Origin of the sequence: Shewanella sp. DAU305 (assembly GCF_026802235.1) — a bacterium.
Lineage (GTDB): Bacteria > Pseudomonadota > Gammaproteobacteria > Enterobacterales > Shewanellaceae > Shewanella > Shewanella baltica.
Window position 1 is genome coordinate 2,360,317 of the sequence record NZ_CP113808.1, and the last position, 22,717, is coordinate 2,383,033.

Below are 22,717 nucleotides of genomic sequence, written 5' to 3' on the forward strand. Positions count from 1 at the left end.
GTGGCGCTTTTAGAAGTGATTGTTTGTTCTTCTTTATTCGATTTGGTTATTAAAGGATGTGCTGTTATTCGCAAACCCTGATTGGCAGCCAGTTTAACTGTGTTAACCTCTTGCTAACATAAAAAAGATTGTTGCATTCGCAAGGATAACTTCTTGATGTGTCAATCGTAAAACAAGCCTATCACTCGTATCGGACAAGACGCAAACATGAAACAACAGCAAACGGATTTGGGCAAAGACCCAAAAACTATGGTGACTCCCCATGCTTTTACCATTGCAGACACTGTACTTTATACGCCATTGGCGGCGCCCTTAAAACGTGCTTTAGCCATGTTGATTGATGGTTTACTGATCACAGTGTTAGCGGAGCAGATGGATTGGATGTTTGTATTGCTGGTGGTCGGTATCATTTATATTGAGAAACGCAGTCATCAATTGGGTCGTTTACTCAAATGGGGACTTTATGCCGCAATGTTAGCTTTTATGTTGCTCACGACCGCCGATAACCTGCTTAATGTTAATGGCTCAAACAATACCGATAATGAGCAGGCAGTCGAGGGGGCTGCATTGGGTAAACAAATTATTACCTCGCTTCCAGCCATCATTTCGTTGAGCCTTTGTGATAATTACGCTTGTGGTAAAACTCAAGTTCAATCCCTGCGCGAGGTGATAGAAAACGCTTCAGCATCAAAGGGCATGACAGAGATTGAGCGACGGGAGATAGTCCTTAGCGCCATCGCCAACAGTAGTTTGTCTGCCGCAGACAGCGAAAAGCTCCAGACGGAAGTCCTTGATGGCACCTTGTGGCCAGTTATCGCGCCCCAAGCTGAGTTGCAAATGCCTGATACTCAGTCTGAGCCGCTCAAGTCGACACAAGCCATTGGAACCAGTGAACCAACTGATCCCGCGCAAGGTGTTGTGGCTAATGCAGCAAAAGTAACCGAAACGACAGACACAACCAAAACAGTACCTTCGCCAAGCACAAGAGTGAAAAGCGCCGATGATGAAGAGGAATCTACAACCCACAGTGTTATCGCTTGGGTCAAAGGTTTTATGAGTGATATGGGGCTGGGCTTTGGTTGGGCGGCGTTTTACTTTACCGTTTTTACCGCGCGGTTTGATGGTCAAACCTTAGGCAAGAAGATGCTTGGCATTCGGGTGATCCAGCTCGATGGCGCTAAAATCAGTTTATGGGCCGCCTTTGGCCGTTATGGTGGTTACGCCGCAGGCTTCACCACTGGCTTACTTGGCTTTATGCAAATATTTTGGGATGCCAATCGGCAGGGGATCCAAGATAAAATATCTTCAACAGTCGTGATAGACTTAGCACAAATGCATAAAAAGCAACGATTAGAGCAGCAAGTACAGGGGCAAAGTGAGTTAGCGCCCGCGCTTACGAGTGATGATGCCGCCTCTGCTCACCTTACAACAAGCACCCGTTCGGAGCACCTATGAAACAGGTCGTGATTTCGGGGAGTGGCTTATTTACGCCGCCCCACAGTATTTCTAATGAAGCCTTAGTTGAGAGCTTCAATGCTTATGTGGATATTTACAATCTTGAAAATGCAGGCTTAATCGAGCAAGGCCATGTCGCGGCTTTGTCCTATTCCTCGAGCGAATTTATTGAAAAGGCCTCGGGCATCAAACACAGGTATGTGATGGTGAAAGAGGGCATTCTCGATCCCGAAGTCATGATGCCGTTAATTCCAGAGCGCAGTAGCGACGAGTTATCTATGCAGGCTGAAATTGGGGTTGAAGCCGCATTGATGGCACTTAACAATGCCAATCTCAAAGCCGAACAGATTGATCTGGTGATTGTTGCCTGTGCTTATACTCAGCGTGCGTATCCTGCGATGGCAATTGAAATTCAACGTGCGCTCGGTACGCGTGGCTATGGTTACGACATGCAAGTGGCGTGTTCATCGGCAACCTTTGCAATAGTTGCCGCTGCTAATGCGATTGCTACGGGCTCAGCTTCAAGAGTGCTCGTCATCAACCCTGAGATTTGTTCGGCGCAGGTGAATTATCGCGACCGTGACAGCCATTTTATCTTTGGTGATGTCGCGACCGCACTGGTACTGGAAGAGCAAAGCCTAGCTCAATCTGACAATGTGTTTAAAATTCTCTCAAGCCGCTGTTTTACTGATTACTCGAATAATATTCGCAGTAATTTTGGTTTCTTGAATCGCTGCGATCCCAGTGCTGCCCATCAGGCCGATAAACTGTTCCACCAACAAGGGCGCAAAGTGTTTAAAGAGCTGCTACCGATGATTTACCAACATTTGGATGAACATCTGGCCGAACAAGCGTTAACGCCGCAGTCTTTTAAGCGTCTGTGGTTGCATCAAGCGAACATCAACATGAATCAGTTCGTGGTGAGAAAGCTGCTTGGGGATGATGTGTCAGCGGAACAAGCGCCTGTCGTATTAGACGAGTACGCCAATACCGCATCCGCGGGTTCTGTGATTGCATTTCACAAGTATTCTAGCGACTTTAAAGCGGGTGATTTAGGCTTGTTAAGCTCCTTTGGCGCGGGATATTCCATCGGCAGTGTGATTTTGCAGAAGTGCTAAGCTGAACTTGGCATCGCAGATTGTTCTGCGATCTTTATCAATAAAAAATCTATCCATAGAAAATTTTTTAATAAAAAGCCTATCAATAAAAACAGCCTCAATTGAGGCTGTTTTTATGTTGCAGGAATCAATATCAAACCCACATCATTTTAGATAAGTATTTGTATCGTTAATTATTCTGGTGCTATTGCATGATTGCGGTAGGCTTCACGATACTTGTCGACCCACATCGCCGTTGCGCCACAAATCGCCACAGGCATCACGATAAAGTTGACGATGGGGATCATCGAAAATAGCGTCACAGTGGCGCCAAAGCTAAAACTGGTGCCACGGGTTTGATTCAAGGCAAAGCGCATATCTTTAAAACTGACCTTGTGGTTATCGAAGGGATAATCGCAGTACTGAATTGCCATCATCCAAGCGCTGAACAGGAACCATAAGATTGGCGCCAGCGTTTGGCCCACCATAGGCACTAAAAACAGCAATAAAAACACCAATGCGCGGGGCAGATAGTACTTGAGTTTGATCCACTCACGCCCAAGGATACGCGGTAAGTCTTTGATTAAATCGATGCCAGTACCGGTATTCAGCGGCTTGCCAGTTAATAGCTGCTCGACTTTTTCAGCCAACAGACCATTAAAGGGGGCGGCGAGCCAGTTCATCACCGAGCTAAACACAAAGGCGAGCATCACCAGCATAGTGGTCACTGCGAGCGGCCAAAGTAAAAAGTTTAACCAGCTTAAGTAGTCAGGCAGCTGGGCGTTCATCCAAGTGAACATGGCGTCCAACTGGCCTATTGCTACATAAATGACGCCCGCAAACAGCAGCAGGTTGATCATCAAGGGAATAAATACGAAAGTGCGCAGGCCTTTACGTGTAATTAAACCAAAGCCATCGAGAAAATAATTAACGCCGCTTTTAGCTGGGAAGGGCAAGGTTTTCTTCTGTGTCATATCGTCTTTCCAAAAAGTTGGGCTACAGCTTGAGAGACAGCCTGATATAAAGATAACTGCGATTGTGATCAACTCATGGGCAGATGACAAGCTAAAAGCCGCATGAATTCAATAAAAAGCGTTACAAAATGCTGCCTGCTTTGTTAAAGTTGCCAGCAGAATGCATTTGCACCACTGGGCTCATTTTCGGGCCAGACTTCAGAGACGCGCTAACTGGCACCATGAGATTAAAACAGATAAAACTTGCCGGCTTTAAGTCGTTTGTCGATCCCACTAAAATTCCTTTTTTACAGGCATTAACCGCCATTATTGGCCCAAATGGCTGCGGTAAATCGAATGTGATCGATGCCGTGCGTTGGGTATTGGGTGAAAGTTCGGCGAAACATCTGCGCGGTGATTCGATGGCCGACGTGATCTTTAACGGCTCAAGCGCACGAAAACCTGTGTCTGTGGCGGGTGTTGAACTTATTTTTGAAAATAAAGATGGTCGACTCGCGGGTCAGTATGCAAGTTACGAAGAAATCGCCGTTAAGCGTCAGGTGAGCCGAGACGGTGAGTCTTGGTATTTTCTTAATGGTCAGAAGTGTCGCCGTAAAGACATTACCGATTTATTTATGGGCACAGGCCTTGGTCCGCGCAGCTACGCCATTATTGAGCAGGGCACCATTTCCCGCCTTATCGAATCTAAACCCCAAGACTTGCGCACTTTTATTGAAGAAGCCGCAGGGATTTCTCGCTATAAAGAACGTCGCCGCGAAACTGAAAACCGTATCCGCCATACCCGCGAAAATCTCGAGCGTTTAGGCGATATTCGCAGTGAACTCGGCAAACAGTTAGATAAACTGGCGCAGCAGGCCAAGGCGGCTAAGCAATATCGTGAGCTAAAACAGGCCGAGCGCAAGACCCATGCTGAACTCCTCGTGATGCGCTATCAAGAGTTGCAAGATCAGATGGCGAGTCTGTCTGAGCAAATCCGCGCCATCGAAGTGCAGCAAGCGGCGGCGCAGTCGCTGGCGCAAACCGATGAATTACAAACCACTGAACTGCAAGTGCAACTCGCCCAATTAGCGGAGCAAGAACAACGCGCGGTCGAAGCCTATTATCTGACTGGCACCGACATCGCTAAGTTAGAGCAACAGTTACAGAATCAAAAGCAGCGTGATGCCCAGCTTGAAACCCAGTTGGCACAAGTGAAAGAGCAGATCCTACAAAACACCGATAAGCTCAACGGCTATAAAGCGAGTCTTAGCGCGTTAGAACTTGAGCTTGCTAAGCTTGGGCCGCAGCATGATGAACAGCAAGAAATCATGGATGAGCTGCAATCCCAATGGGAAATGAGCATAGAGCGCAGTCAGCAGCAGGCCGAAGTGGCGCGCCAACAGGCCGTGGATGTGTCGCAGCACAAGTTACAGCTTGAACTGCGCCGCAGTCAGTTGGCGCATCAACAGCAATTATTGCAGCATAAACAACAGCAAAGCAGTGAGCAGCAAGCGCAGCTCATCGCTTTAGTGGACAGCGATCTCGCCTCAAACATCACGCCACTGCAACAAGAAATTGCGTCTCTTACAGACGCTACCAGACAACAAGATGAGATTAATCATCAGCAAGAACAACTTGTTAGTGAAAGCACGCAAGCTTTAGATGACGCCCGCCACAGTGCCGAGCACATTCAGCAGCAATTAACTGCGACCAAAGCGCGCCATGAGCTGGTTGAGCAGTGGTTGACTAAGCAGGAACAGCAAAGTGATAAACCGCAGTTATGGCAGAGTCTAACCGTTGAAAATGGTTGGGAAACCGCGGCCGAACTCGCCCTCAATGGCTTGTTGACCTTGCCCGTTGGCGTCACTGAAACCGAAATGGGGTTTCAAGCTTTAGCGTCGCAATCCACCCAGAGTGAGTATTTACAGGCTAAGGTGAATCTTGCCCCTTGGTTAGCGGGGCTTAAGTGGGCAAAAGATATTCACGCCGCAAAACAACTACTGCCAGAGTTAAAGACCGATGAGCGGATTGTCACCGCCGACGGGTATCTCCTCGGGCAAGGTTTTTTAATCACTAAGACAGAGGGTGCTCAGTCACTGGTGCAGCTCAGCAAAGAGCAAGCCCAGTTAGCGCAAAATATCCTCGATTTGCAGCAATCCTTGCACCTACAGCAAGATAAGATGACGGAACTTGCGGCTACCTTGCAGCAGCAAAGACTACAATTGACTGCTGGCGCGCAAAAATTGCATCAATTACAGTTGGATAAAGCGACAAAATCGATGCAGCTTAGTGGCTTAACTGAGCAAGTGAAGGCGCGCGCTGAGCAGCAGAGCAAACTTGAAGCGGCATTAAGCGCGAGCTTGATTGACCTTGAACGCTTGAGCGAGCAATGCGAAGTATTGGTAGGGCAAGAAACAGAACTTGATGATGCGTTGCAGGGGAGTCTAGATATCCAGCGACAACTCACCCAAGACACGCAGGCCGATAGCGTGTGCCATCAAGCATTGAAAGCGCGTATTACTGAGGTTGAACGTCAGTTATCGACCACTGCTTCTGCCTTACAAGCTGTAACGATGCGCATGGCCGTCAGTACCGAACAAATTGAATTACAGCAAGTGCGTGTCAATGAACTTATCCACACCCGTGAGTCAGTGTTAGCCGAACTTGCCAAAGTCGCCCAATTAAGTGGCGTACAGAATAGTGTGCAGCTAACTGAGCAGTTAACGCAGTTATTGCAGCAACAACATGAGCAACAACAGGGCTTAAAAAACGTCCGTCAGCAGCAAAGTGGGCTCACAGAGGCATTAAACAGTATAGGAATAAAGCAAAAACAAGAGCTTGGTAAGCTTGAGGGCTTGACTCAAAGCCTGAGCACGTTAAAGTTACGTCGTGAAGGAATAAAAGGCCAAGCCAATAGTCAGCTGGAAGCCTTACAGGAACAGCAAATTGTTCTGTCTGAAATCCTTGGAAACCTGCCCGCGAAGGGCATGCCTGACAAGTGGCAGAGTGATTTAGATCAAATACGGCAGAAAATTGTTCGCTTAGGCGCGATTAACCTTGCGGCTATCGAAGAATTTGAACAGCAAAGTGAGCGAAAATCCTATCTTGATCATCAAGATGACGATTTAAATAAGGGACTGGCGACCTTAGAGGAAGCGATCCGTAAGATAGACAAAGAAACCCGAAGCCGCTTTAAGACGACATTTGACTCAGTGAATGAGGATCTCGGACGCTTATTTCCAAAGGTGTTTGGTGGCGGTCGAGCTTACTTAGCGTTAACGGACGATGATTTGCTGGAAACCGGCGTCACTATCATGGCGCAGCCGCCAGGTAAGAAGAACAGCACAATCCATCTTCTTTCGGGTGGTGAAAAAGCCTTAACCGCTTTATCATTGGTATTCGCAATTTTTAGGCTGAATCCTGCTCCCTTCTGTATGCTAGACGAAGTGGATGCGCCATTAGACGATGCCAACGTAGAACGTTTCTGTCGATTACTGAAAGAAATGTCACAGAGCGTACAGTTTATTTATATCAGCCATAACAAAATAACCATGGAAATGGCTGATCAACTTATAGGCGTGACTATGCACGAGCCCGGTGTGTCTCGTATAGTCGCGGTAGACATAGAGCAAGCGGTGGCGATGGCTGACGCTGGATAACTAGAACAAAGACAGGGTAACCAATGGAAGATTTGCAACTAGTATTGTTTGTTTTAGGCGCCATAGCCATAGTTGCTGTGCTGGTGCATGGATTTTGGTCTATCAGAAGACAACAACCTAAGTCATTGAAAGATAGTCCAATGGGCAATTTTTATAAAAAACAGGCCGAGAAAGGTGAGTCGAGCCCTAAGCGAATTGATGCCGAAGGATTTGATGCCGACGGTATTGGTGCGGTGCGAGTGCGTAAAGCTGGCGAACTTGCGCCTAACAACGAGACTCCCGCGGCCAATCCTTATTTGAAACAAGAAGTAAAGCTAGAGACTAAGCCGCAAGAATTGACATCGCCAGAATTTAAAGCAGAACTTAAACAAGGGCTTAAACAAGGGCTTAAACCAGAGCTAAAAGTAGAAGCGAAACACGAACCTATTCCAGCTCAGCCAGATTTTAGCTTACAGCCACCTGTGGCAAAAGAGCAACACCGTGGTCCTAAAGTCTCGCGCCAAGAGCCCGTCTTGGGCACGCAAGTACCGCAAATGGGTCAATCCCATGCTGCTATTGTGGCGCAAAAAGCCGCAGAGCAAGAACAAGCGCTACGTGCCGCGCCGCAGCAAACTGCCTTGTTTGAAGAAAATGAATATGAAACAGATCATCAACAAGTAGCGCATGTTGAACAAGCCGCTGAAGATGAATTAGGTGAGCCACGCGACGTGCTGGTTTTACATGTGGTCGCAAAAGATGGCCAACAGCTGAACGGCGCTGAACTACTGCCTTGTTTCTTAACTTTGAACTTTAAATATGGCGATATGAACATTTTTCATCGCCATGTGGATAACGCAGGCAATGGTAAAGTCTTGTTCTCTATTGCTAACATGTTGAAACCTGGCGTGTTTGATCCCGACAACATGGAGCAGTTCAGTACCCAAGGTGTGGTGTTTTTCATGACGTTACCTTGCTACGGCGATGCCTTAATGAACTTCTCGATTATGCTTAACTCTGCGCGCCAACTCGCTGAGGAGATCGATGCCGTGGTGCTCGACGGTCAACGTCTGCCTTGGGGTGAGTTTACTAAGCAAGATTATTTACACCGCATTCGCGCTAACGCTTAGCCGACGCCGCAATTTGGCGGTTTATATATTGATGAGGCCGCTAATTGCGGCCTCATTTTTTGTGATCTACTTTTTGTGATCTAAAGCATTCTGGATAAAGAATATGCAAGACATTCAACTCGATACACTTCTGTCTGAAGACGTTACCCCAGAAAACGCATCGCAGGTGATGCAGGCGCTCAGCCAATCACTGAACGAGCACAACATTCGTTACTATGTGGATGATGCGCCGAGCATTACCGATTCTGAGTACGACAGGTTGATGCAGCGTTTACTCAAGCTTGAGGCGTTATACCCCCATTTGATTGTGGCTGATTCACCGACTCAAAGGGTGGGCGGATTGGCGCTCGCCAAGTTTGATCAGATCACTCATCTTAAGCCTATGTTAAGTCTGGATAACGCCTTCGATGAGGCTGATTTCAGTGCTTTCCACAAACGTGTCACCGATAAAGTCGGTGAGGTGAGTTTTTGCTGCGAGCCTAAACTTGATGGCCTTGCCGTGAGTATCTTGTATCGCCATGGCGTGCTTGAGCGCGCCGCGACCCGCGGCGATGGTTCTGTCGGTGAAGACATCACTGAAAACGTTAAAACCATTAAATCGATACCGCTTAAACTGCGCGGCAATGATTTCCCTGAACTCGTTGAAGTGCGCGGCGAAGCCTTTATGCCTAAAGCGGCTTTTGAGGCTTTGAATGACAGGGCGCGCGCCAAGGATGAAAAACTCTTTGTTAATCCCCGTAACGCCGCCGCTGGCAGCTTACGACAACTTGACAGTAAAATTACCGCTGCCCGTTCATTGGCTTTTTATGCCTATGCGTTAGGGGTTGTTGAGCCGGATTCTCATCCGTTAGCTAAAACCCATTTCGAGCAGTTACAGCAGCTTAAGTCGTGGGGCTTACCCGTTAGTAGCGAAATCAAAGTCTGCGCTGAATTAAGCCAAGTTTATGACTACTATAAAGACATTCTCACTCGTCGCGGCGATTTAGCCTTTGAAATCGATGGCGTAGTGATGAAAGTTAACGATATTGCCCAGCAGCAACGTTTAGGTTTTGTGGCTAAATCTCCCCGCTGGGCGATTGCCTATAAATTCCCCGCACAGGAAGAAATGACTCTACTTGAAGGCGTCGATTTCCAAGTGGGCCGCACCGGCGCAGTAACGCCAGTCGCGCGCTTAAAGCCTGTATTTGTTGGTGGCGTGACGGTATCGAATGCGACGCTGCACAATGCCGATGAAATTGCCCGCTTAGGCATTAAAGTCGGTGACACTGTGATCATCCGCCGCGCTGGCGATGTGATCCCACAAATTGTTGCCATAGTGCCAGAAAGACGTCCTGAAACGGCGACTGACATTGTATTTCCGCATAATTGCCCTGTGTGTGGCAGTTTAGTCGAGCGTCTCGAAGGTGAGGCAGTGGCGCGCTGTAGCGGTGGTTTATTCTGCGAAGCTCAGCGTAAAGAAGCGATTAAGCATTTCGCATCCCGCAAGGCTTTGGATATCGATGGCATGGGCGACAAAGTCGTCGAGCAATTGATTGATAAAGAACTCGTCCAAAGTCCTGCGGATCTGTTTAAGCTCACCGCCTCTATGATGACTATGCTCGACCGCATGGGGATGAAGTCGGCAACCAATTTAGCAGCGGCGATTGAAGCGGCCAAAACCACAACACTTGCGCGTTTCTTATATGCCTTGGGCATTCGCGAAGTGGGCGAGGCGACAGCGGCAAACCTTGCGGCGCACTTTGCCAGTTTAGATGCACTGCGGGTAGCAACTGTGGAGCAGTTAACTGAAGTGGAAGATGTTGGCGCCGTGGTGGCCCAGCATGTGGCGCACTTTTTTGCTCAGCCGCATAACCTTGAGGTTATCGATGCCTTAATTGCTGCTGGTGTGCATTGGCCCGCCATTGAGGCGCCAAGTGCAGAGGCGCAGCCGCTTAAAGGCCAAACTTGGGTATTGACCGGTACCTTAAATCAGCTCAATCGTAATGATGCTAAAGCGCAGTTGCAGGCGCTGGGGGCAAAAGTCGCTGGCAGTGTGTCGAAAAATACCGATTGCTTAGTGGCAGGTGAGGCGGCAGGTTCAAAACTTGCGAAAGCGCAGGAGCTTGGCGTTAAAGTGATGGATGAGGATGAGTTATTGGCACTCCTCGCCGCGAGCGCTTGATTGCTGTGGGCTGAAATAGGCCGCTGGCTTTTGTCTGGCGTTTCGCATCTACAGTTTAAAAGCCACTGAATCGTGAGCATTGAATAGCGCCTTGCCCAAGGCGCTATTTTTATTTGCCCGAGCAAAAATGACGACATGGAAAGATAGTCTGCTTTGGCTATTGAATTAGCCGCGATTGGCACCATCTCCTTGATATGCTGTTTTAGATTTTGCTAATTGGAAACCTATTTGAATTTTAGTCACATCACTTGGCTCGATGATAAAGGCCATATTAAACCGCCGATCTTTTTATATGCACTCTTGGCTTATCTTGCGCGCGGTTGGTGCATTTTTATCGCCTCGCTGACCCAGATGGGTGACCGTTCTGAGTTAGTGCGGATTTTTTACCCTGAAAAGTCAGATTTTTTGCTAGCACTCGGGGCGGGACTTGGCGCGGTTTTGATTTATCTTGTGGTGATTGCCGAACGTCGCCGTTCGCCTCAATGGTTAAGACCTATTTTTGTGCATTTGAAATGGGGTCTGTGGTTGCTGCTGATGATTGATGGTGTCTTGCTGGGGCAGCGGCTGAACCATGGCCAATTCCTATTCCATTGGAGCCTCGCTTTAGACGCGTTGATCTTGTTCTGGTCGGGTATTTATCTCATTAAATCGAAGCGACTCAGTTATTATCTTCGTGACTGGCCAAAAGAAGATCCAAAAATAGAACAAAAAGAGCTTCAGCCTTAAGATCCTATCCTATTGTTATTTAGTCTCTTTATTTAACTCTGAGGCGCAGGGCACAAATTAATGTGTCTTATGCCTCAGTTTGATAAGGATTTTTCATTTGTACTCTGCATCGAACGCTTTGAATCATCTATAGTTATATGTACTTAGCTTGAATGTGCCCTGTTGGATACGCAGATGAGGTCATCTGTTTATGTCCTGCATCACATTTGAAAGGAGTCATACTGCGTGGCAAAAGTACCTCAAAAAAAATTATCACTATCAGAAATTCAACTTGGCATGAGAGTCAAGTTGCCCTTGTCATGGACGAATCACCCCTTTTTATTTAACCGCGTTGATATCAGCAGTGCCGCTCAAATCGAAATGATCCGTGGCTTAGGCGTCCCCTATGTGTTTTTGTTATCGGAATCGAATGCCGAACTGGATATTGTTGAAGAAGACGATGACATTGAAGACGAGATAGCAGTCGAACCCGAACGGGATCTCAAGGCCGATACCCGTAAGGCAATGCGTTTGAGTCAGAAGCGTTTTCTAATGAATGTGAATAACTCCCGTAATGTGTTTGGTAAAATAGTCAGCGATCCTGAAGGCGCCTATCGATTATCGGCGGCACTGGTCGAAGACTTGCTAAGCCATTTGCAGGAAGTTGAAACACCGTTCCTTACCCTGGTTGGGATGGATGAGAAAGATGTGAGTGTGACCCAACATGGCGTCTCTGTGGCTGTGTTGGCAATGATGATAGGTCATGCACTGGATTTAACCCCAAGAGAGTTGCGTGATATCGCTCTTGGCAGTTTGCTGCATGATATCGGTAAGCTTAAAGTGCCCGATGTCATCCGCCGAAAGCGTGGCGCGCTGACGACACACGAAGCCAGCTATTTGCAAATGCATCCTAATTTTGGTTTTGACATGCTGAATCGGTCGGGATTATTCCCTAAAGAGGTGTTGAATGTCATTTTGCATCACCATGAATTTGTTGATGGTTCAGGGTTTCCTGATGGATTGACGGGGCATAAGATCCCAATCATTACGCAGATAGTGAGTTTAGCAAATGATTACGATCAGCAGCTCAGTGGTCAGCAAGTAACATCTCCTCAAGTGGCACTAGGTTATTTGTTTAAAAACCGTGCGAGTAAACATTCAGAATCACTGATTTCTGTGTTGGTTAAAATTCTCGGCATCTACCCACCGGGAACGATAGTAAAGCTCTCCGATGACAGTATTGCGAAAGTGATCATGACCACCAAAGAAGTAAGTCAGCCGCAAGTCTGGGCTTGCAAAGTGGACGGGAGTGAAGCATCGCTGCGTTTCTTAAGTGACGAAGGCGTGACAGTGCAAAAAGCCATCAAAGCGGAAGAATTGTCCGAGGGCGCTATTCGTACCTTGCAAGTCGATAAAGGGGTTAGTTTTTATTTTAGTTCGCTACAAACTTGAATCTTATGCGCTAAGTTCCGTATTCTATCCGCTGATATGATTCCCTTAGGGCTAATATGGCGAATGTAAAAGCAGAAAATGGCGCAGTAAAATCCAGTGTTGCCTTGGTCGGTTGTGGATGGTTTGGTTTTGCTTTAGCAAAGCAGCTTGTCCATGAGGGCTATAGAGTCACAGGCTGTAAGCGCAGCGCCGAAGAATTATCGGCATTAACTGAGGTCGGGATTGAAGCCTATCCGCTGCAATTGGGTAGCGAAGCACCCTCTGCCCCCGATGCTCAGGCGTTAAGCGGTTTATTTCAAACCGATTATCTGGTGGTCAATATTCCTCCCCGATTAAAGCGCGGTAACGCCGCGTATCTTGAAGAACTGCAACAACTCATCGCATTAACCCAAGGCTGGCAATATCAGCAGATTGTGTTTATCAGCACTACGGGCGTGTATCCGGCCAAAGATAAAGTGATGACCGAAGCCGATGCCTTGGCAGAATCTAGCGACAGCCAAGTGCTATTAGATGCAGAAGCTTTATTTCAAGCCTTGCCACATGCCTGTATTGTCCGCTTTGCGGGGCTCGTAGGCCCCAAACGCCATCCTGGACGTTTCCTTGCCGGTAAAACCGATGTCAGTGGTGCCAATGTGGCAGTGAATTTAGTCCACTTAAGTGATTGCGTCAGCGCGGTAAGTCGGATTCTCGCGGCAACGGGTTCAGGATTATCAGTGGCACCGATTTACAACCTTTGCGCGCCGACACACCCCACTAAAGCTGAGTTTTATCAAGCCGCCGCCAAGTCCCTTGGTTTAGTCGCGCCCGAATTTAATCAACAATCCATGCCGAGTAAAGTCATCCAAGGTGACGCAATTGTCACAGATTTAGGCTTTCGATATCAGTATGCTTCTCCGCTGGATATGCTAGCGGCATGTTGAGAAAGGTTAATTATTGTTAAAGGTAAAAGCCGAACTTTTAGGTTATCTTTGGGTTCCAAGTTTTGCTTGAGCGAATGTGTCATCCTTATTTAAACCAATGACGAATAAAAAGAGACAATATAATGAGCGTGTTTAATCGAGTTCGACCTATAGCCGCATTGGCGTGCGGATTAATGCTGAGTGCCAGCTTTGCACTGCAGGCAGCAAGTTTCGAAGAAGGCAAAGATTACGTCACTGTGGCGGGGATTACCGAAGCACAAAAGCCAGTGCTGCGAGAGTTTTTCTCCTATAACTGCCCACATTGCTATAAGCAAGAACCGCTTGTGGACTTGACAGTGCAACTGCTCGGCAAAGACGTGGCTTTTGAGCGTACCCCTGTGGGCGCCGGCCGTCCTGCTTGGGAGCTGAGTCAGCTTGCCTACTATGTGGCGCAAAAATTAAAAATGACGAAACAAACCCATGGCGCTATTTTCAAGCAAATCCATGAGAAAGGTGAGCAATTTACTGCGCCTGAACAGGTTAAAGCCTTCTTTGTCGCCCAAGGCGCTAAGGTGGATGATGTTGATGCCGCAATGAATTCCGTTGATGCCAAATTCACCCTAATGAATTATGACTCTCAAGCTGAGCTTGCGGGGATCAAGGGCGTACCGTCATTACTGGTTAATGGCCGTTATATGCTGACCTCAACCGCGCACACGCCAGAAGAGCTGGCAGCCTTAGTGAAGTTTTTAGCCGCAAAGTAACCGCGTTTAATAAATGGAAAATTGGTTTATCGCTGTTAAAGGATAACGACCTTGCAAGGTCATTATTCCGCCATTGGCCAATCTAACGTTAATAACCCAGCTTAGGCTGGGTTATTTTTTGCCTTAAACTCAAAAGATAACTCGTGGCCAACTTTGGTAAGCCAAACTGCGCTATGACTATTCTTAAGTGAAATCGCTGTGCGGTCGGCCTCAAGTAAGTTGAATGAGTGATTGGTAATGGCTTATTGATTAAATGATATCTCATCCATTATCAGCGCTAAAATCATAAATGATGTCAGTCTATAGTCATCATTAAAACTGTTTGAATTTCTGATTTTTCCATTTTAGACAACAAGTTATTCCTATCTATTACTTTTCCTGCCGCCCAATTCCCCTTGTTTTTACTCATTCTTGTTCGACATTGGTCTAACCTGTTGAAAAAGTTGAAACTGTATCCAAATGTAAGATCATTGTTAACTCGTTGAATTTGTTTCTATTCACTATTTATGGACAGTGTTTTGAATCACGGGTTAGACGAAAGTCGTGATTGTGCTCACACCAGCTGTTGCTAGATTAAACAAGACTTAAAATTAAAACAGCACAGGGGAGTCACTATGGGTTTTGAAAACAATGACAAGGCAAAAGGTTATTGGCGCGAGAATTTACGTCTCGTACTGAGCTTATTAGCCATTTGGGCGGCAGTCTCATTTGGATGCGGCATTTTATTGGTTGATGTACTCAATGAAGTTCATTTCATGGGATTTAAATTAGGTTTCTGGTTTGCACAGCAGGGATCTATGTATGTATTCGTTGCGCTTATTTTTGTCTATGCGGCAAAAGCCAACGCCTTAGATAAAAAATATAACGTACAAGAAGACTAAGGAGCTTTGAGATGGATGTTCAAACACTAACTTATATTATCGTAGGGCTCTCGTTTGCGCTCTACATTGGGATTGCAATCTGGTCACGAGCGGGATCAACCAAAGAATTCTATGTCGCAGGTGGTGGCGTTCACCCTGTCGTGAACGGTATGGCAACGGCGGCAGACTGGATGTCTGCGGCATCGTTTATTTCGTTAGCAGGTATCGTGTCTTTTGTTGGTTATGACGGCAGTGTGTACTTGATGGGCTGGACGGGCGGTTACGTATTGTTGGCCCTGTGTATGGCGCCGTATCTACGTAAGTTTGGTAAGTTTACTGTGCCAGATTTCGTTGGTGAGCGTTATTACTCACAGGCCGCACGCACAGTGGCGGTTATCTGCGCTATCTTTATCTGCTTTACCTATATTGCAGGGCAAATGCGCGGTGTGGGCGTGGTGTTCTCGCGCTTCTTAGAAGTGGAAGTCGACACGGGCGTGTATATCGGTATGGCAGTCGTGTTTTTCTACGCTGTACTCGGTGGTATGAAAGGGATTACTTACACTCAGGTTGCTCAGTACTGTGTATTGATTTTCGCTTTCATGGTGCCAGCCATATTTTTGTCTGTAATGATGACAGGCCACATTATTCCACAAGTGGGTTTCGGTGCTGAATTGCTCGATGCCGCGGGTAATAATAGTGGCGTTTACTTGCTTGAAAAACTCAACAATGTGTCAACTGAACTTGGCTTTGCCCCTTACACTGACGGTTCTAAGAGCATGATCGATGTGTTCTGTATTACTGGCGCGTTAATGATGGGTACTGCGGGTTTACCCCACGTTATCGTGCGTTTCTTTACTGTACCTAAAGTGAAAGATGCGCGTATCTCTGCGGGTTGGGCGTTAGTGTTCATCGGTATCATGTATACCACAGTGCCAGCGTTGTCAGCGTTCTCTCGCGTAAACATGATTGAAACCATTAACGGTGCTGATTCGCAAGGTGTGGCCTATGAGTCTGCGCCGCAGTGGATTAAAAACTGGGAAAAAACCGGTTTGATCAAGTGGAACGACAAAAACGGCGACGGCAAACTTTATTACGCAGCTGGTAAGATGGAAGATGCTGCTAGTAAAAACGAAATGAAGATCGATAACGACATCATAGTATTAGCTACGCCAGAAATTGCTAACTTGCCAGCCTGGGTTATCGCCTTGGTTGCAGCGGGTGGTTTAGCGGCGGCCTTGTCAACTTCTGCGGGTTTGTTGTTGGTGATTTCAACCTCGGTTTCACACGATTTACTCAAGAAAAACTTGATGCCAAATATCTCCGATAAAAAAGAGCTGATGTTTGCTCGTTTAGCGGCGGGTGTGGGCATTGTGATTGCGGGTTACTTTGGGGTGAATCCACCAGGCTTTGTGGCCGCGGTGGTGGCGTTCGCCTTCGGGTTAGCAGCATCATCACTGTTCCCTGCGATCATCATGGGTATCTTCTCTAAGACAATGAACAAAGAAGGCGCGATTGCCGGTATGTTAACGGGTCTACTGTTTACAGCCAGCTATATCATCTACTTCAAGTTTGTTGACCCAACGGGTAACGTTGCCGCTAACTGGTTCCTTGGTATTTCGCCAGAAGGTATCGGTATGGTGGGTATGTTAGTGAACTTCGGTGTGGCAGCGTTAGTCAGTCGAGTCACGACGGCTACACCACAGCATGTTCAAGAAATGGTTGAATCGATTCGCTTCCCTAAAGGTTCGGGTGAAGCGAGCGGTCACTAAGCTCATCGCTTAATCATTCGCATCAACTCAAGAGAGCGCTTCGGCGCTCTTTTTTATTGCGTTCGAAAATGTTTTCCTGTCGTTGAGTGAGTTGGTGAGCCAAGGTATTGATGAGTTAATGCACTCAACCTAGGGCTGACTTTAGTCGAATGTAGCGAAGCGACAATGCAGGCTATAGTGATGACATATAAGTAAAAGTTTCGCCTAACAGAAGGTGTTGCCTATGAATGCCAGTGAGTTACAACCCGTAGTGCAATTTCTACAAGGGCTAGTGCCTTTTGATACTCTGCCTGAAGATGTTGTGGTGCGCTGTGCTAAGGCTGTCACTGTCGGGTATTACAGTAAAGCCTCTGGTTATGTCAATTTCGATGCTAACTCGCCCAAGTTGTATATGGTGCGTAGCGGCGCCTTTGAGGTGCGCGATCCTGAAGGCGTGCTGGTCGATAGAGTCGGCGAGGGGGAGTTTTTTGGTTTTTCGACCTTGTTATCGGGGGAGAAAGTCGTCAACAAGGTCGCTATTCTCGAAGACGGTTTGGTTTATCATTTGCCCCAAAGCTTGTTCGATAATCTCAGAAGCGAGAGCCGCAACTTCGATAAATTTTTTACCCGCGCATTTGCTAAACGTTTACGTCATGAGGCTCGCTTTAAGGCGAAAGATCTGACGACCACTAGTCGGATCAGCACGTTAATGTCATCCGCGCCTATTGTTATTGATGCCCACGAGAGCGTGACGCAGGCGGCACTCTTAATGCGAAACAGCCGAGTGTCATCCCTGTTGGTCACGGATAATCACAAGCTAGTTGGGATTTTAACCGATAAGGATTTGCGTAATCGGGTGTTAGCGGCGGGGCTCGACGGCCATATCGCAGTGCATCAAGCCATGACAGTTTCGCCTATCTCAATTTCATCCAATGCGTTGATTTTTGAAGCCATGTTGCTGATGAGCGAGCATAACATTCATCACTTACCCATTATCGACCAAGATAAAGCTATCGGCATGGTGACCAGTACCGACATCTTGCGCGGGCAGGGCTCGCAACCGCTGCTGTTGATTGGCGAGATTGAACGCCAGCAGGATCTTGCCAGTTTAATTAGCGTCAGTAAGCAAATTCCGCTGTTACTGCAAAATTTGATCAGTGCCGATGCCAGAGCCGAAGAAATTGGCCGAGTATTAACGTCAGTCACCGATGCGCTGACACGGCGATTAATCGTGCTCAATCAACAATTGCTCGGCGAGCCGCCCATGGCTTTTTGCTGGTTGGCGTTTGGCTCACAAGGTCGCCAAGATCAAGCGGCGTGTTCAGATCAAGATAATGGCCTGTTAGTCGCAGAAGAGATGGATGATTTTGCCAAAGGTTATTTCGATGCCTTAACTCATGCGGTGTGCGCTGGGCTTGACCAATGCGGTTATGAGTTTTGCCCCGGCAACATTATGGCGCAAAACCCACAGTGGCGAATGTCGCTTAAACAGTGGCAACAAGTATTTGAAAAATGGGTAATAACGCCCGAGCCTAAGGCGTTACTGCACGCCAGTATCTTCTTCGACATGCGCTCGGTGTACGGCCCACAAACCTTATTTGATGCGCTGCAGGATAAAGTCTTGGCTCAAACCCGTGATAACGATATTTTCCTCGCGGGCATGACAGGTAATTCGCTGGTGGAGTCGCCACCGCTGGGCTTTTTCCGCAAATTTGTCCTCGAACGTGATGGCAGCGAAGTCAAAGGCATAGATTTGAAGCATAAGGGCAATGCCTTGATCAACGATATCGCCCGTGTTTATGCCTTATCTGCGGGCATTAAAGAAGTGAATACCGCGAAACGTATCCGTGCTTTGATGGACGCGAATATCCTTAACCGTAAAGATGCGCTTAATCTTGCCGATGCCCACGAGTTTATCGCCCATATGCGGTTATCGAACCAAGGTTATCAGCATAATCTCGGGCTAGAGGTGAGCAATTATCTGTTACCCGCACATTTATCTTCGCTGGTCCGCCATCAGCTACGTGATGCCTTTAAAGTGGTGCATGAGGCGCAGGCGGGGATGAAGATGAAGTTCATGCGAAGTTTTTGATATGAATACACTGTTGCTGAAAACGAAACTTAATTGGCGGGCGCTACGTTGCCAACATCAGTTATTTAAGGGCTATTATCAGTCGCTGTTGCCTCTGCTGGCAATGCCGTTATCCGAAGCGCCTTTGGTGGCGATGGATTTAGAGATGACAGGTCTCAATCCGCAGCAAGATCAAATCCTCAGTATTGGCTTAGTGCCGATTGAGCGCGGCGAGATCCCTTTAGCGCGCGCCGAGCAAAAATTAGTGCAAATTCGCGGTAGTGTTGGCCAAAGCGCGACGATCCACGGGATCCTCGATAATCATCTGGTGCAGGCGGTAACGATTGAGGCAGCCATGGGCTGGTTTATCAATCAAACCTATGGTCGGGTGCTGGTCGCGCATCATGCTCCGCTAGATTGTCGCTTTCTGCAGCAGGATTTATTGGCCATTTATCATCAAGCCCTCATCCTACCCGCCATTGATACACTCATGCTTGAAAGGCATCGTTTGCTACGGGAACACTCAGTGATTAAAGAGGGCAGTTTGCGCCTTGGCGCTTGCCGCGAACGTTACGGTTTGCCCATTTATACTGCCCACAGTGCGTTGACCGATGCCTTAGCTTGCGGGGAATTATTATTGGCGCAAATGGCGGCCATGGGCGGGGCGGGGCAACTTACTGTGGCAGATTTATTGCGGCAATCGACTTAGCTGTTTCAGTTTTAACTCACTCTTTGTGGATGAGTTAATCGAGTTGAGGTGATGCTGCTTTACGCTGATTTAACTTTAATCTCACTCTGATTTCACTCTGATTTCACTCTGATTTCATCTTAGGTTAATTACTGACAGGCTAGACTTGAAACCTAATCCTAAGCTTAACTTTAAAGCTTAAATTCAATGCCGCCAACTTGGCAATCCAATCAACTTGTACTTCACTCTAATAAACTGAGTGTGTAGGAGAACATGATGCCGTTACCTTTGCTTTGGATGGGCAGTGCTGTCATTGGCGCGGTTTTGTTGGCCGATGAGCGCGAGAAGCGTCAGCAACTTGAGCGCGACAGATTACTCGGTAAGGCCCCTAAGTATCCCGTCGCCAATCGCGCTATGGTGGCGGCGCCGAGTCAATGGCAAAAGGGATTAAAACAAGTTGCGCCAATCCCGGGCAGTATCGTCTGTTGTTATGTTTTTGGCGTAATTGAACATACAGGTATCTGGCTGGGTGACGATTGCTTAGTAGAGTTACACGGTTCAGGGTTGGTGCGGGCAGTATCGGTAAAGCGTTTCTTGGCGGGGCGAACGGGCAGCCAAATCTATCTTGCCTGTAATCATCAGCATCAACCGCTCATCGCCGATGCTGTGTTAACCCGTGCCGAGCAGGCGATTTATCAATATCGTGAGTACGATTTATTTGACAATAACTGCCACCGATTTGTCTGGTCTTGTATTAGTCAAAGGGGCGAAGAGGTGGTTAAAGGTTTTAATGAGTTAAATAAAAAATTCGCCGAGCATTTTAATCAAGGTATTTACTGGGATGAGATGATCATGAGCAAGCTAAATGAATAAACACTGTGAGTTATAAACTAAAAAAGCCATCGATTAAGATGGCTTTTTGTCTTAGTAAAACAAGATGTTATTTTTTGCAGAAACCGTTTACGGCTTACAAAAATAATCCACAGCGCGTTTAACTAACTCTATGCCCGTTTTATCGCAAGGCGGTAACTCGGCATCACTGATATTGATAGGCGTCACGCGATCGCCCCATTGCAGCAAGAGTGCAGCAGAGGTTAAGCCGGCTCCAAAGGCACAAGAGAGTATGGTTTGATTTGGCTTAATCACGCCTTGCTCTAACGCATCACAAATCGCAATCGGAATGGTTGCCGCCGAGGTATTGCCATAGTTGGCAATGTTAACGAAGGCTTTTTCTTTCGGAATTTTCATCCGACTGACTAAGGTATCGATAATGCGCTCGTTGGCTTGGTGCGGGATCACTAGATCCACTTCATCTTTATCAACGCCACATTTTTCCAGCACTTTAGTGCTTAACTTGTTCATGCCGTTAATCGCGCGTTTGAAGATTTCTTGGCCATCGAATTCAATAAAGAAATCCAATGACTCGGCAGAGAATCTGTCCATCGCCGTGCCAAAGCCCGCTTTAAGAATGTCACGACCTTCAGGATCGTTATTCAGCTCATAACCGAGCACGCCACCGGCAACATCTGTTGCTTCAACGACAACAGCACCTGCGCCATCACCGAATAACACGGCAGTTTCGCGGCGTGACCAATCTAAATAGAAAGAGAGACGCTCGGCACCAATCACCAATACTTTCTTGCTCTGACCACTCTTGATTTGTGAGCTGGCTAAACCTAAGCCATATAAGAAGCCACTGCAGGCTGCATTGATGTCGAACGCGGCACAACTGGCGCCAATATTAGCTTGTACAGTTGATGCGATATTCGGGATCAAAGTGTCTGGGCTGGCGCTAGCCAGAATGATCATGTCGATTTCACTGCCATCGATACCCGCAGCTGCGAGCGCGCGTTGTGCTGCAACGGAAGCGAGTTCAGAGGTGTTAACATGACTGATATGGCGCTGGCTGATGCCGGTGCGAGATTTAATCCATTCATCGGATGTCTCGATAAAGGTCGCAAGATCATCGTTGGTCAGCGTGGCTGGTGGAACACATTTGCCCCAACCTGTGATAGTGGCGTACTGCATGGTGGTTTCTCTCAAATAAAAAAGGCAGAACCTGAGCGCTGCCTTGAATCGACAACAAAGCTTATCGGCAACTCTAATGGCCGTCCGTGATCTAGACCACCTGTTTGGCGACGAGATCTCGAATTGTCATTGCGGCATGCAGAATATGATGACGCAGTAGCGCCGTCGCTTTTTCTGTTTCTCTCAGTTTGCAGTGGTTGAGCAAAGCTCTGTGCTCATGCTCTGCAGCAGGAATCCCCCCGCGAGCAATAACTGCAAACGAATGTATCTATCACAATTAGTATTGAGGCCGTGAACAACCTCAAGGGTGTGTGGGCGATTAGCCGCCTGATATAAGCAAGTGTGAAATTGCGTATTCAACTCGCTCCAACTGGCAACGGCATCTTCATGTTTGAAGGCCGATTCCAATTGTTCGAGTACACGTTCTGCTTTTTCTAAATCAGCTTCTTGAAGCAGTGGGATCGCTTTAGCGAGCAGATCGGTTTCGATCATGGCACGTAATTCAAAAAGTTCGGTGACTTGCTCGACGGATAAAACGGTCGCCGTTGCACCTTTATGGGGCTCAAACTTAACGAGTCCTTCGGCTTCGAGTTGCAATAAGGCTTCTCTCACCGGAATGCGGCTGACATTTAACGCTTCAGCCAACGCACTTTGTCTGAGTGGTTCTCCTGCGGCTATGTCACCTGAAAGAATTCTCTCTCTGAGCACTTCAACAACTAACTGGGTGCGGGTTTTGTGGACTATAGGCGTAGTTCGACTCATTATTTCCGTCTATTTCGGGTATTTTCTCGTTATCTGCCCAAGATTACCGTTAAAAACACCACAAATAAAGGGGAATGCTTGATTGAGTGGCGTATCTTAGGGATTAACAATGCCCAAACGGCGAGGGTTTTGATGGTTTTAGCTCTCTCAATTATGTGCCTTTCTTGGAAACAATCTTTAATGCGACAGCCATCATTTTCCTAAGTGCGCTGTTTATCTACTGCAATGAAGTACTTCGACTAGTCGGTTGAGTCAGGTACAACAGTTAAATATGTTGCCCAAGGACTTTGATTTAACAGGATAAGATTT

The 22,717-nt window shown here is 47.3% G+C and carries 16 protein-coding genes and 1 pseudogene; 14 read left to right on the forward strand and 3 right to left on the reverse strand.

Annotated elements, in window-relative coordinates; genetic code table 11:
• Positions 1-207 precede the first annotated feature (207 nt).
• A complete protein-coding gene (locus OX890_RS10055) occupies positions 208-1,455 on the forward strand; it encodes an RDD family protein (protein WP_126491682.1) in 1,248 nt (415 codons plus the stop codon).
• A complete protein-coding gene (locus OX890_RS10060; protein WP_012089534.1) occupies positions 1,452-2,573 on the forward strand; it encodes a beta-ketoacyl-ACP synthase III in 1,122 nt (373 codons plus the stop codon). Before OX890_RS10055 ends, OX890_RS10060 begins: the two co-directional genes overlap by 4 nt.
• Positions 2,574-2,746: 173 nt before the next feature.
• On the opposite strand, the gene cysZ is transcribed toward OX890_RS10060, so the two are convergent.
• Positions 2,747-3,526: a sulfate transporter CysZ gene (cysZ, locus tag OX890_RS10065; protein WP_006082150.1), complete on the reverse strand. Its 780-nt coding sequence runs from the start codon at positions 3,524-3,526 to the stop codon at positions 2,747-2,749.
• Positions 3,527-3,747: 221 nt separating this feature from the next.
• On the opposite strand from cysZ, the gene OX890_RS10070 reads away from it, so the two are divergent.
• The 12 genes from OX890_RS10070 (at position 3,748) to OX890_RS10125 (ending at position 20,491) form a co-directional block, all read left to right on the forward strand.
• The gene (locus tag OX890_RS10070; protein WP_126491683.1) at positions 3,748-7,164 is read left to right on the forward strand and encodes a chromosome segregation protein SMC; all 3,417 of its coding nucleotides are present in this window, start codon (positions 3,748-3,750) and stop codon (positions 7,162-7,164) included.
• Between the two features lie 23 nt (positions 7,165-7,187).
• Complete coding sequence (zipA, locus tag OX890_RS10075; RefSeq protein WP_126491684.1) at positions 7,188-8,270, forward strand: cell division protein ZipA; 1,083 nt, start codon at positions 7,188-7,190, stop codon at positions 8,268-8,270.
• A 103-nt stretch (positions 8,271-8,373) separates the two neighbouring features.
• Complete coding sequence (gene ligA, locus OX890_RS10080; protein WP_126491685.1) at positions 8,374-10,431, forward strand: NAD-dependent DNA ligase LigA; 2,058 nt, start codon at positions 8,374-8,376, stop codon at positions 10,429-10,431.
• A 228-nt stretch (positions 10,432-10,659) separates the two neighbouring features.
• Complete coding sequence (locus OX890_RS10085; protein ID WP_126491686.1) at positions 10,660-11,157, forward strand: DUF2919 domain-containing protein; 498 nt, start codon at positions 10,660-10,662, stop codon at positions 11,155-11,157.
• A 225-nt stretch (positions 11,158-11,382) separates the two neighbouring features.
• Positions 11,383-12,588 carry an HD-GYP domain-containing protein gene (locus tag OX890_RS10090; protein WP_126491687.1) on the forward strand — a complete coding sequence of 402 codons (1,206 nt, stop codon included), beginning with the start codon at positions 11,383-11,385 and terminating at the stop codon, positions 12,586-12,588.
• A 56-nt stretch (positions 12,589-12,644) separates the two neighbouring features.
• Positions 12,645-13,508, forward strand: a complete 864-nt coding sequence (locus OX890_RS10095) for an SDR family oxidoreductase (RefSeq protein WP_268650555.1) — start codon at positions 12,645-12,647, stop codon at positions 13,506-13,508.
• Between the two features lie 122 nt (positions 13,509-13,630).
• Positions 13,631-14,251, forward strand: a complete 621-nt coding sequence (locus OX890_RS10100) for a thiol:disulfide interchange protein DsbA/DsbL (protein ID WP_268650556.1) — start codon at positions 13,631-13,633, stop codon at positions 14,249-14,251.
• Positions 14,252-14,865: 614 nt separating this feature from the next.
• Entirely contained in the window at positions 14,866-15,132 is a 267-nt protein-coding gene (locus OX890_RS10105) for a DUF4212 domain-containing protein (protein WP_106650870.1), read from the forward strand.
• 11 nt (positions 15,133-15,143) lie between these two features.
• Positions 15,144-16,880, forward strand: coding sequence for a sodium:solute symporter family protein (locus OX890_RS10110; protein WP_268650557.1), 1,737 nt, complete (start codon positions 15,144-15,146; stop codon positions 16,878-16,880).
• Positions 16,881-17,103: 223 nt separating this feature from the next.
• Positions 17,104-18,951: a DUF294 nucleotidyltransferase-like domain-containing protein gene (locus OX890_RS10115; RefSeq protein WP_268650558.1), complete on the forward strand. Its 1,848-nt coding sequence runs from the start codon at positions 17,104-17,106 to the stop codon at positions 18,949-18,951.
• Position 18,952: 1 nt separating this feature from the next.
• Positions 18,953-19,639 (forward strand): exonuclease domain-containing protein, encoded by a 687-nt coding sequence (locus tag OX890_RS10120; protein WP_012089530.1) that lies wholly within the window; start codon positions 18,953-18,955, stop codon positions 19,637-19,639.
• A gap of 255 nt (positions 19,640-19,894) precedes the next feature.
• On the forward strand, positions 19,895-20,491 hold the full coding sequence (locus OX890_RS10125; RefSeq protein WP_268650606.1) for a lecithin retinol acyltransferase family protein: 597 nt from the start codon (positions 19,895-19,897) through the stop codon (positions 20,489-20,491).
• An 87-nt stretch (positions 20,492-20,578) separates the two neighbouring features.
• On the opposite strand, the gene OX890_RS10130 is transcribed toward OX890_RS10125, so the two are convergent.
• Together OX890_RS10130 and OX890_RS10135 are read right to left on the reverse strand one after the other, a co-directional pair.
• A complete protein-coding gene (locus OX890_RS10130) occupies positions 20,579-21,646 on the reverse strand; it encodes a ketoacyl-ACP synthase III (RefSeq protein ID WP_006082137.1) in 1,068 nt (355 codons plus the stop codon).
• Positions 21,647-21,737: 91 nt separating this feature from the next.
• Positions 21,738-22,408 (reverse strand): annotated as a pseudogene (locus OX890_RS10135) (GntR family transcriptional regulator).
• Between the last annotated feature and the right edge of the window lie 309 nt (positions 22,409-22,717).

What these genes read in the sequence shown, in the direction of transcription:
- OX890_RS10055 (WP_126491682.1), top strand. Translation starts at nt 208, where the DNA reads ATGAAACAACAGCAAACGGATTTGGGCAAAGACCCAAAAACTATGGTG.
- OX890_RS10060 (WP_012089534.1), top strand. Translation starts at nt 1,452, where the DNA reads ATGAAACAGGTCGTGATTTCGGGGAGTGGCTTATTTACGCCGCCCCAC.
- cysZ (WP_006082150.1), bottom strand. Translation starts at nt 3,526, where the DNA reads ATGACACAGAAGAAAACCTTGCCCTTCCCAGCTAAAAGCGGCGTTAAT.
- OX890_RS10070 (WP_126491683.1), top strand. Translation starts at nt 3,748, where the DNA reads ATGAGATTAAAACAGATAAAACTTGCCGGCTTTAAGTCGTTTGTCGAT.
- zipA (WP_126491684.1), top strand. Translation starts at nt 7,188, where the DNA reads ATGGAAGATTTGCAACTAGTATTGTTTGTTTTAGGCGCCATAGCCATA.
- ligA (WP_126491685.1), top strand. Translation starts at nt 8,374, where the DNA reads ATGCAAGACATTCAACTCGATACACTTCTGTCTGAAGACGTTACCCCA.
- OX890_RS10095 (WP_268650555.1), top strand. Translation starts at nt 12,645, where the DNA reads ATGGCGAATGTAAAAGCAGAAAATGGCGCAGTAAAATCCAGTGTTGCC.
- OX890_RS10100 (WP_268650556.1), top strand. Translation starts at nt 13,631, where the DNA reads ATGAGCGTGTTTAATCGAGTTCGACCTATAGCCGCATTGGCGTGCGGA.
- OX890_RS10105 (WP_106650870.1), top strand. Translation starts at nt 14,866, where the DNA reads ATGGGTTTTGAAAACAATGACAAGGCAAAAGGTTATTGGCGCGAGAAT.
- OX890_RS10110 (WP_268650557.1), top strand. Translation starts at nt 15,144, where the DNA reads ATGGATGTTCAAACACTAACTTATATTATCGTAGGGCTCTCGTTTGCG.
- OX890_RS10115 (WP_268650558.1), top strand. Translation starts at nt 17,104, where the DNA reads ATGAATGCCAGTGAGTTACAACCCGTAGTGCAATTTCTACAAGGGCTA.
- OX890_RS10120 (WP_012089530.1), top strand. Translation starts at nt 18,953, where the DNA reads ATGAATACACTGTTGCTGAAAACGAAACTTAATTGGCGGGCGCTACGT.
- OX890_RS10125 (WP_268650606.1), top strand. Translation starts at nt 19,895, where the DNA reads ATGCCGTTACCTTTGCTTTGGATGGGCAGTGCTGTCATTGGCGCGGTT.
- OX890_RS10130 (WP_006082137.1), bottom strand. Translation starts at nt 21,646, where the DNA reads ATGCAGTACGCCACTATCACAGGTTGGGGCAAATGTGTTCCACCAGCC.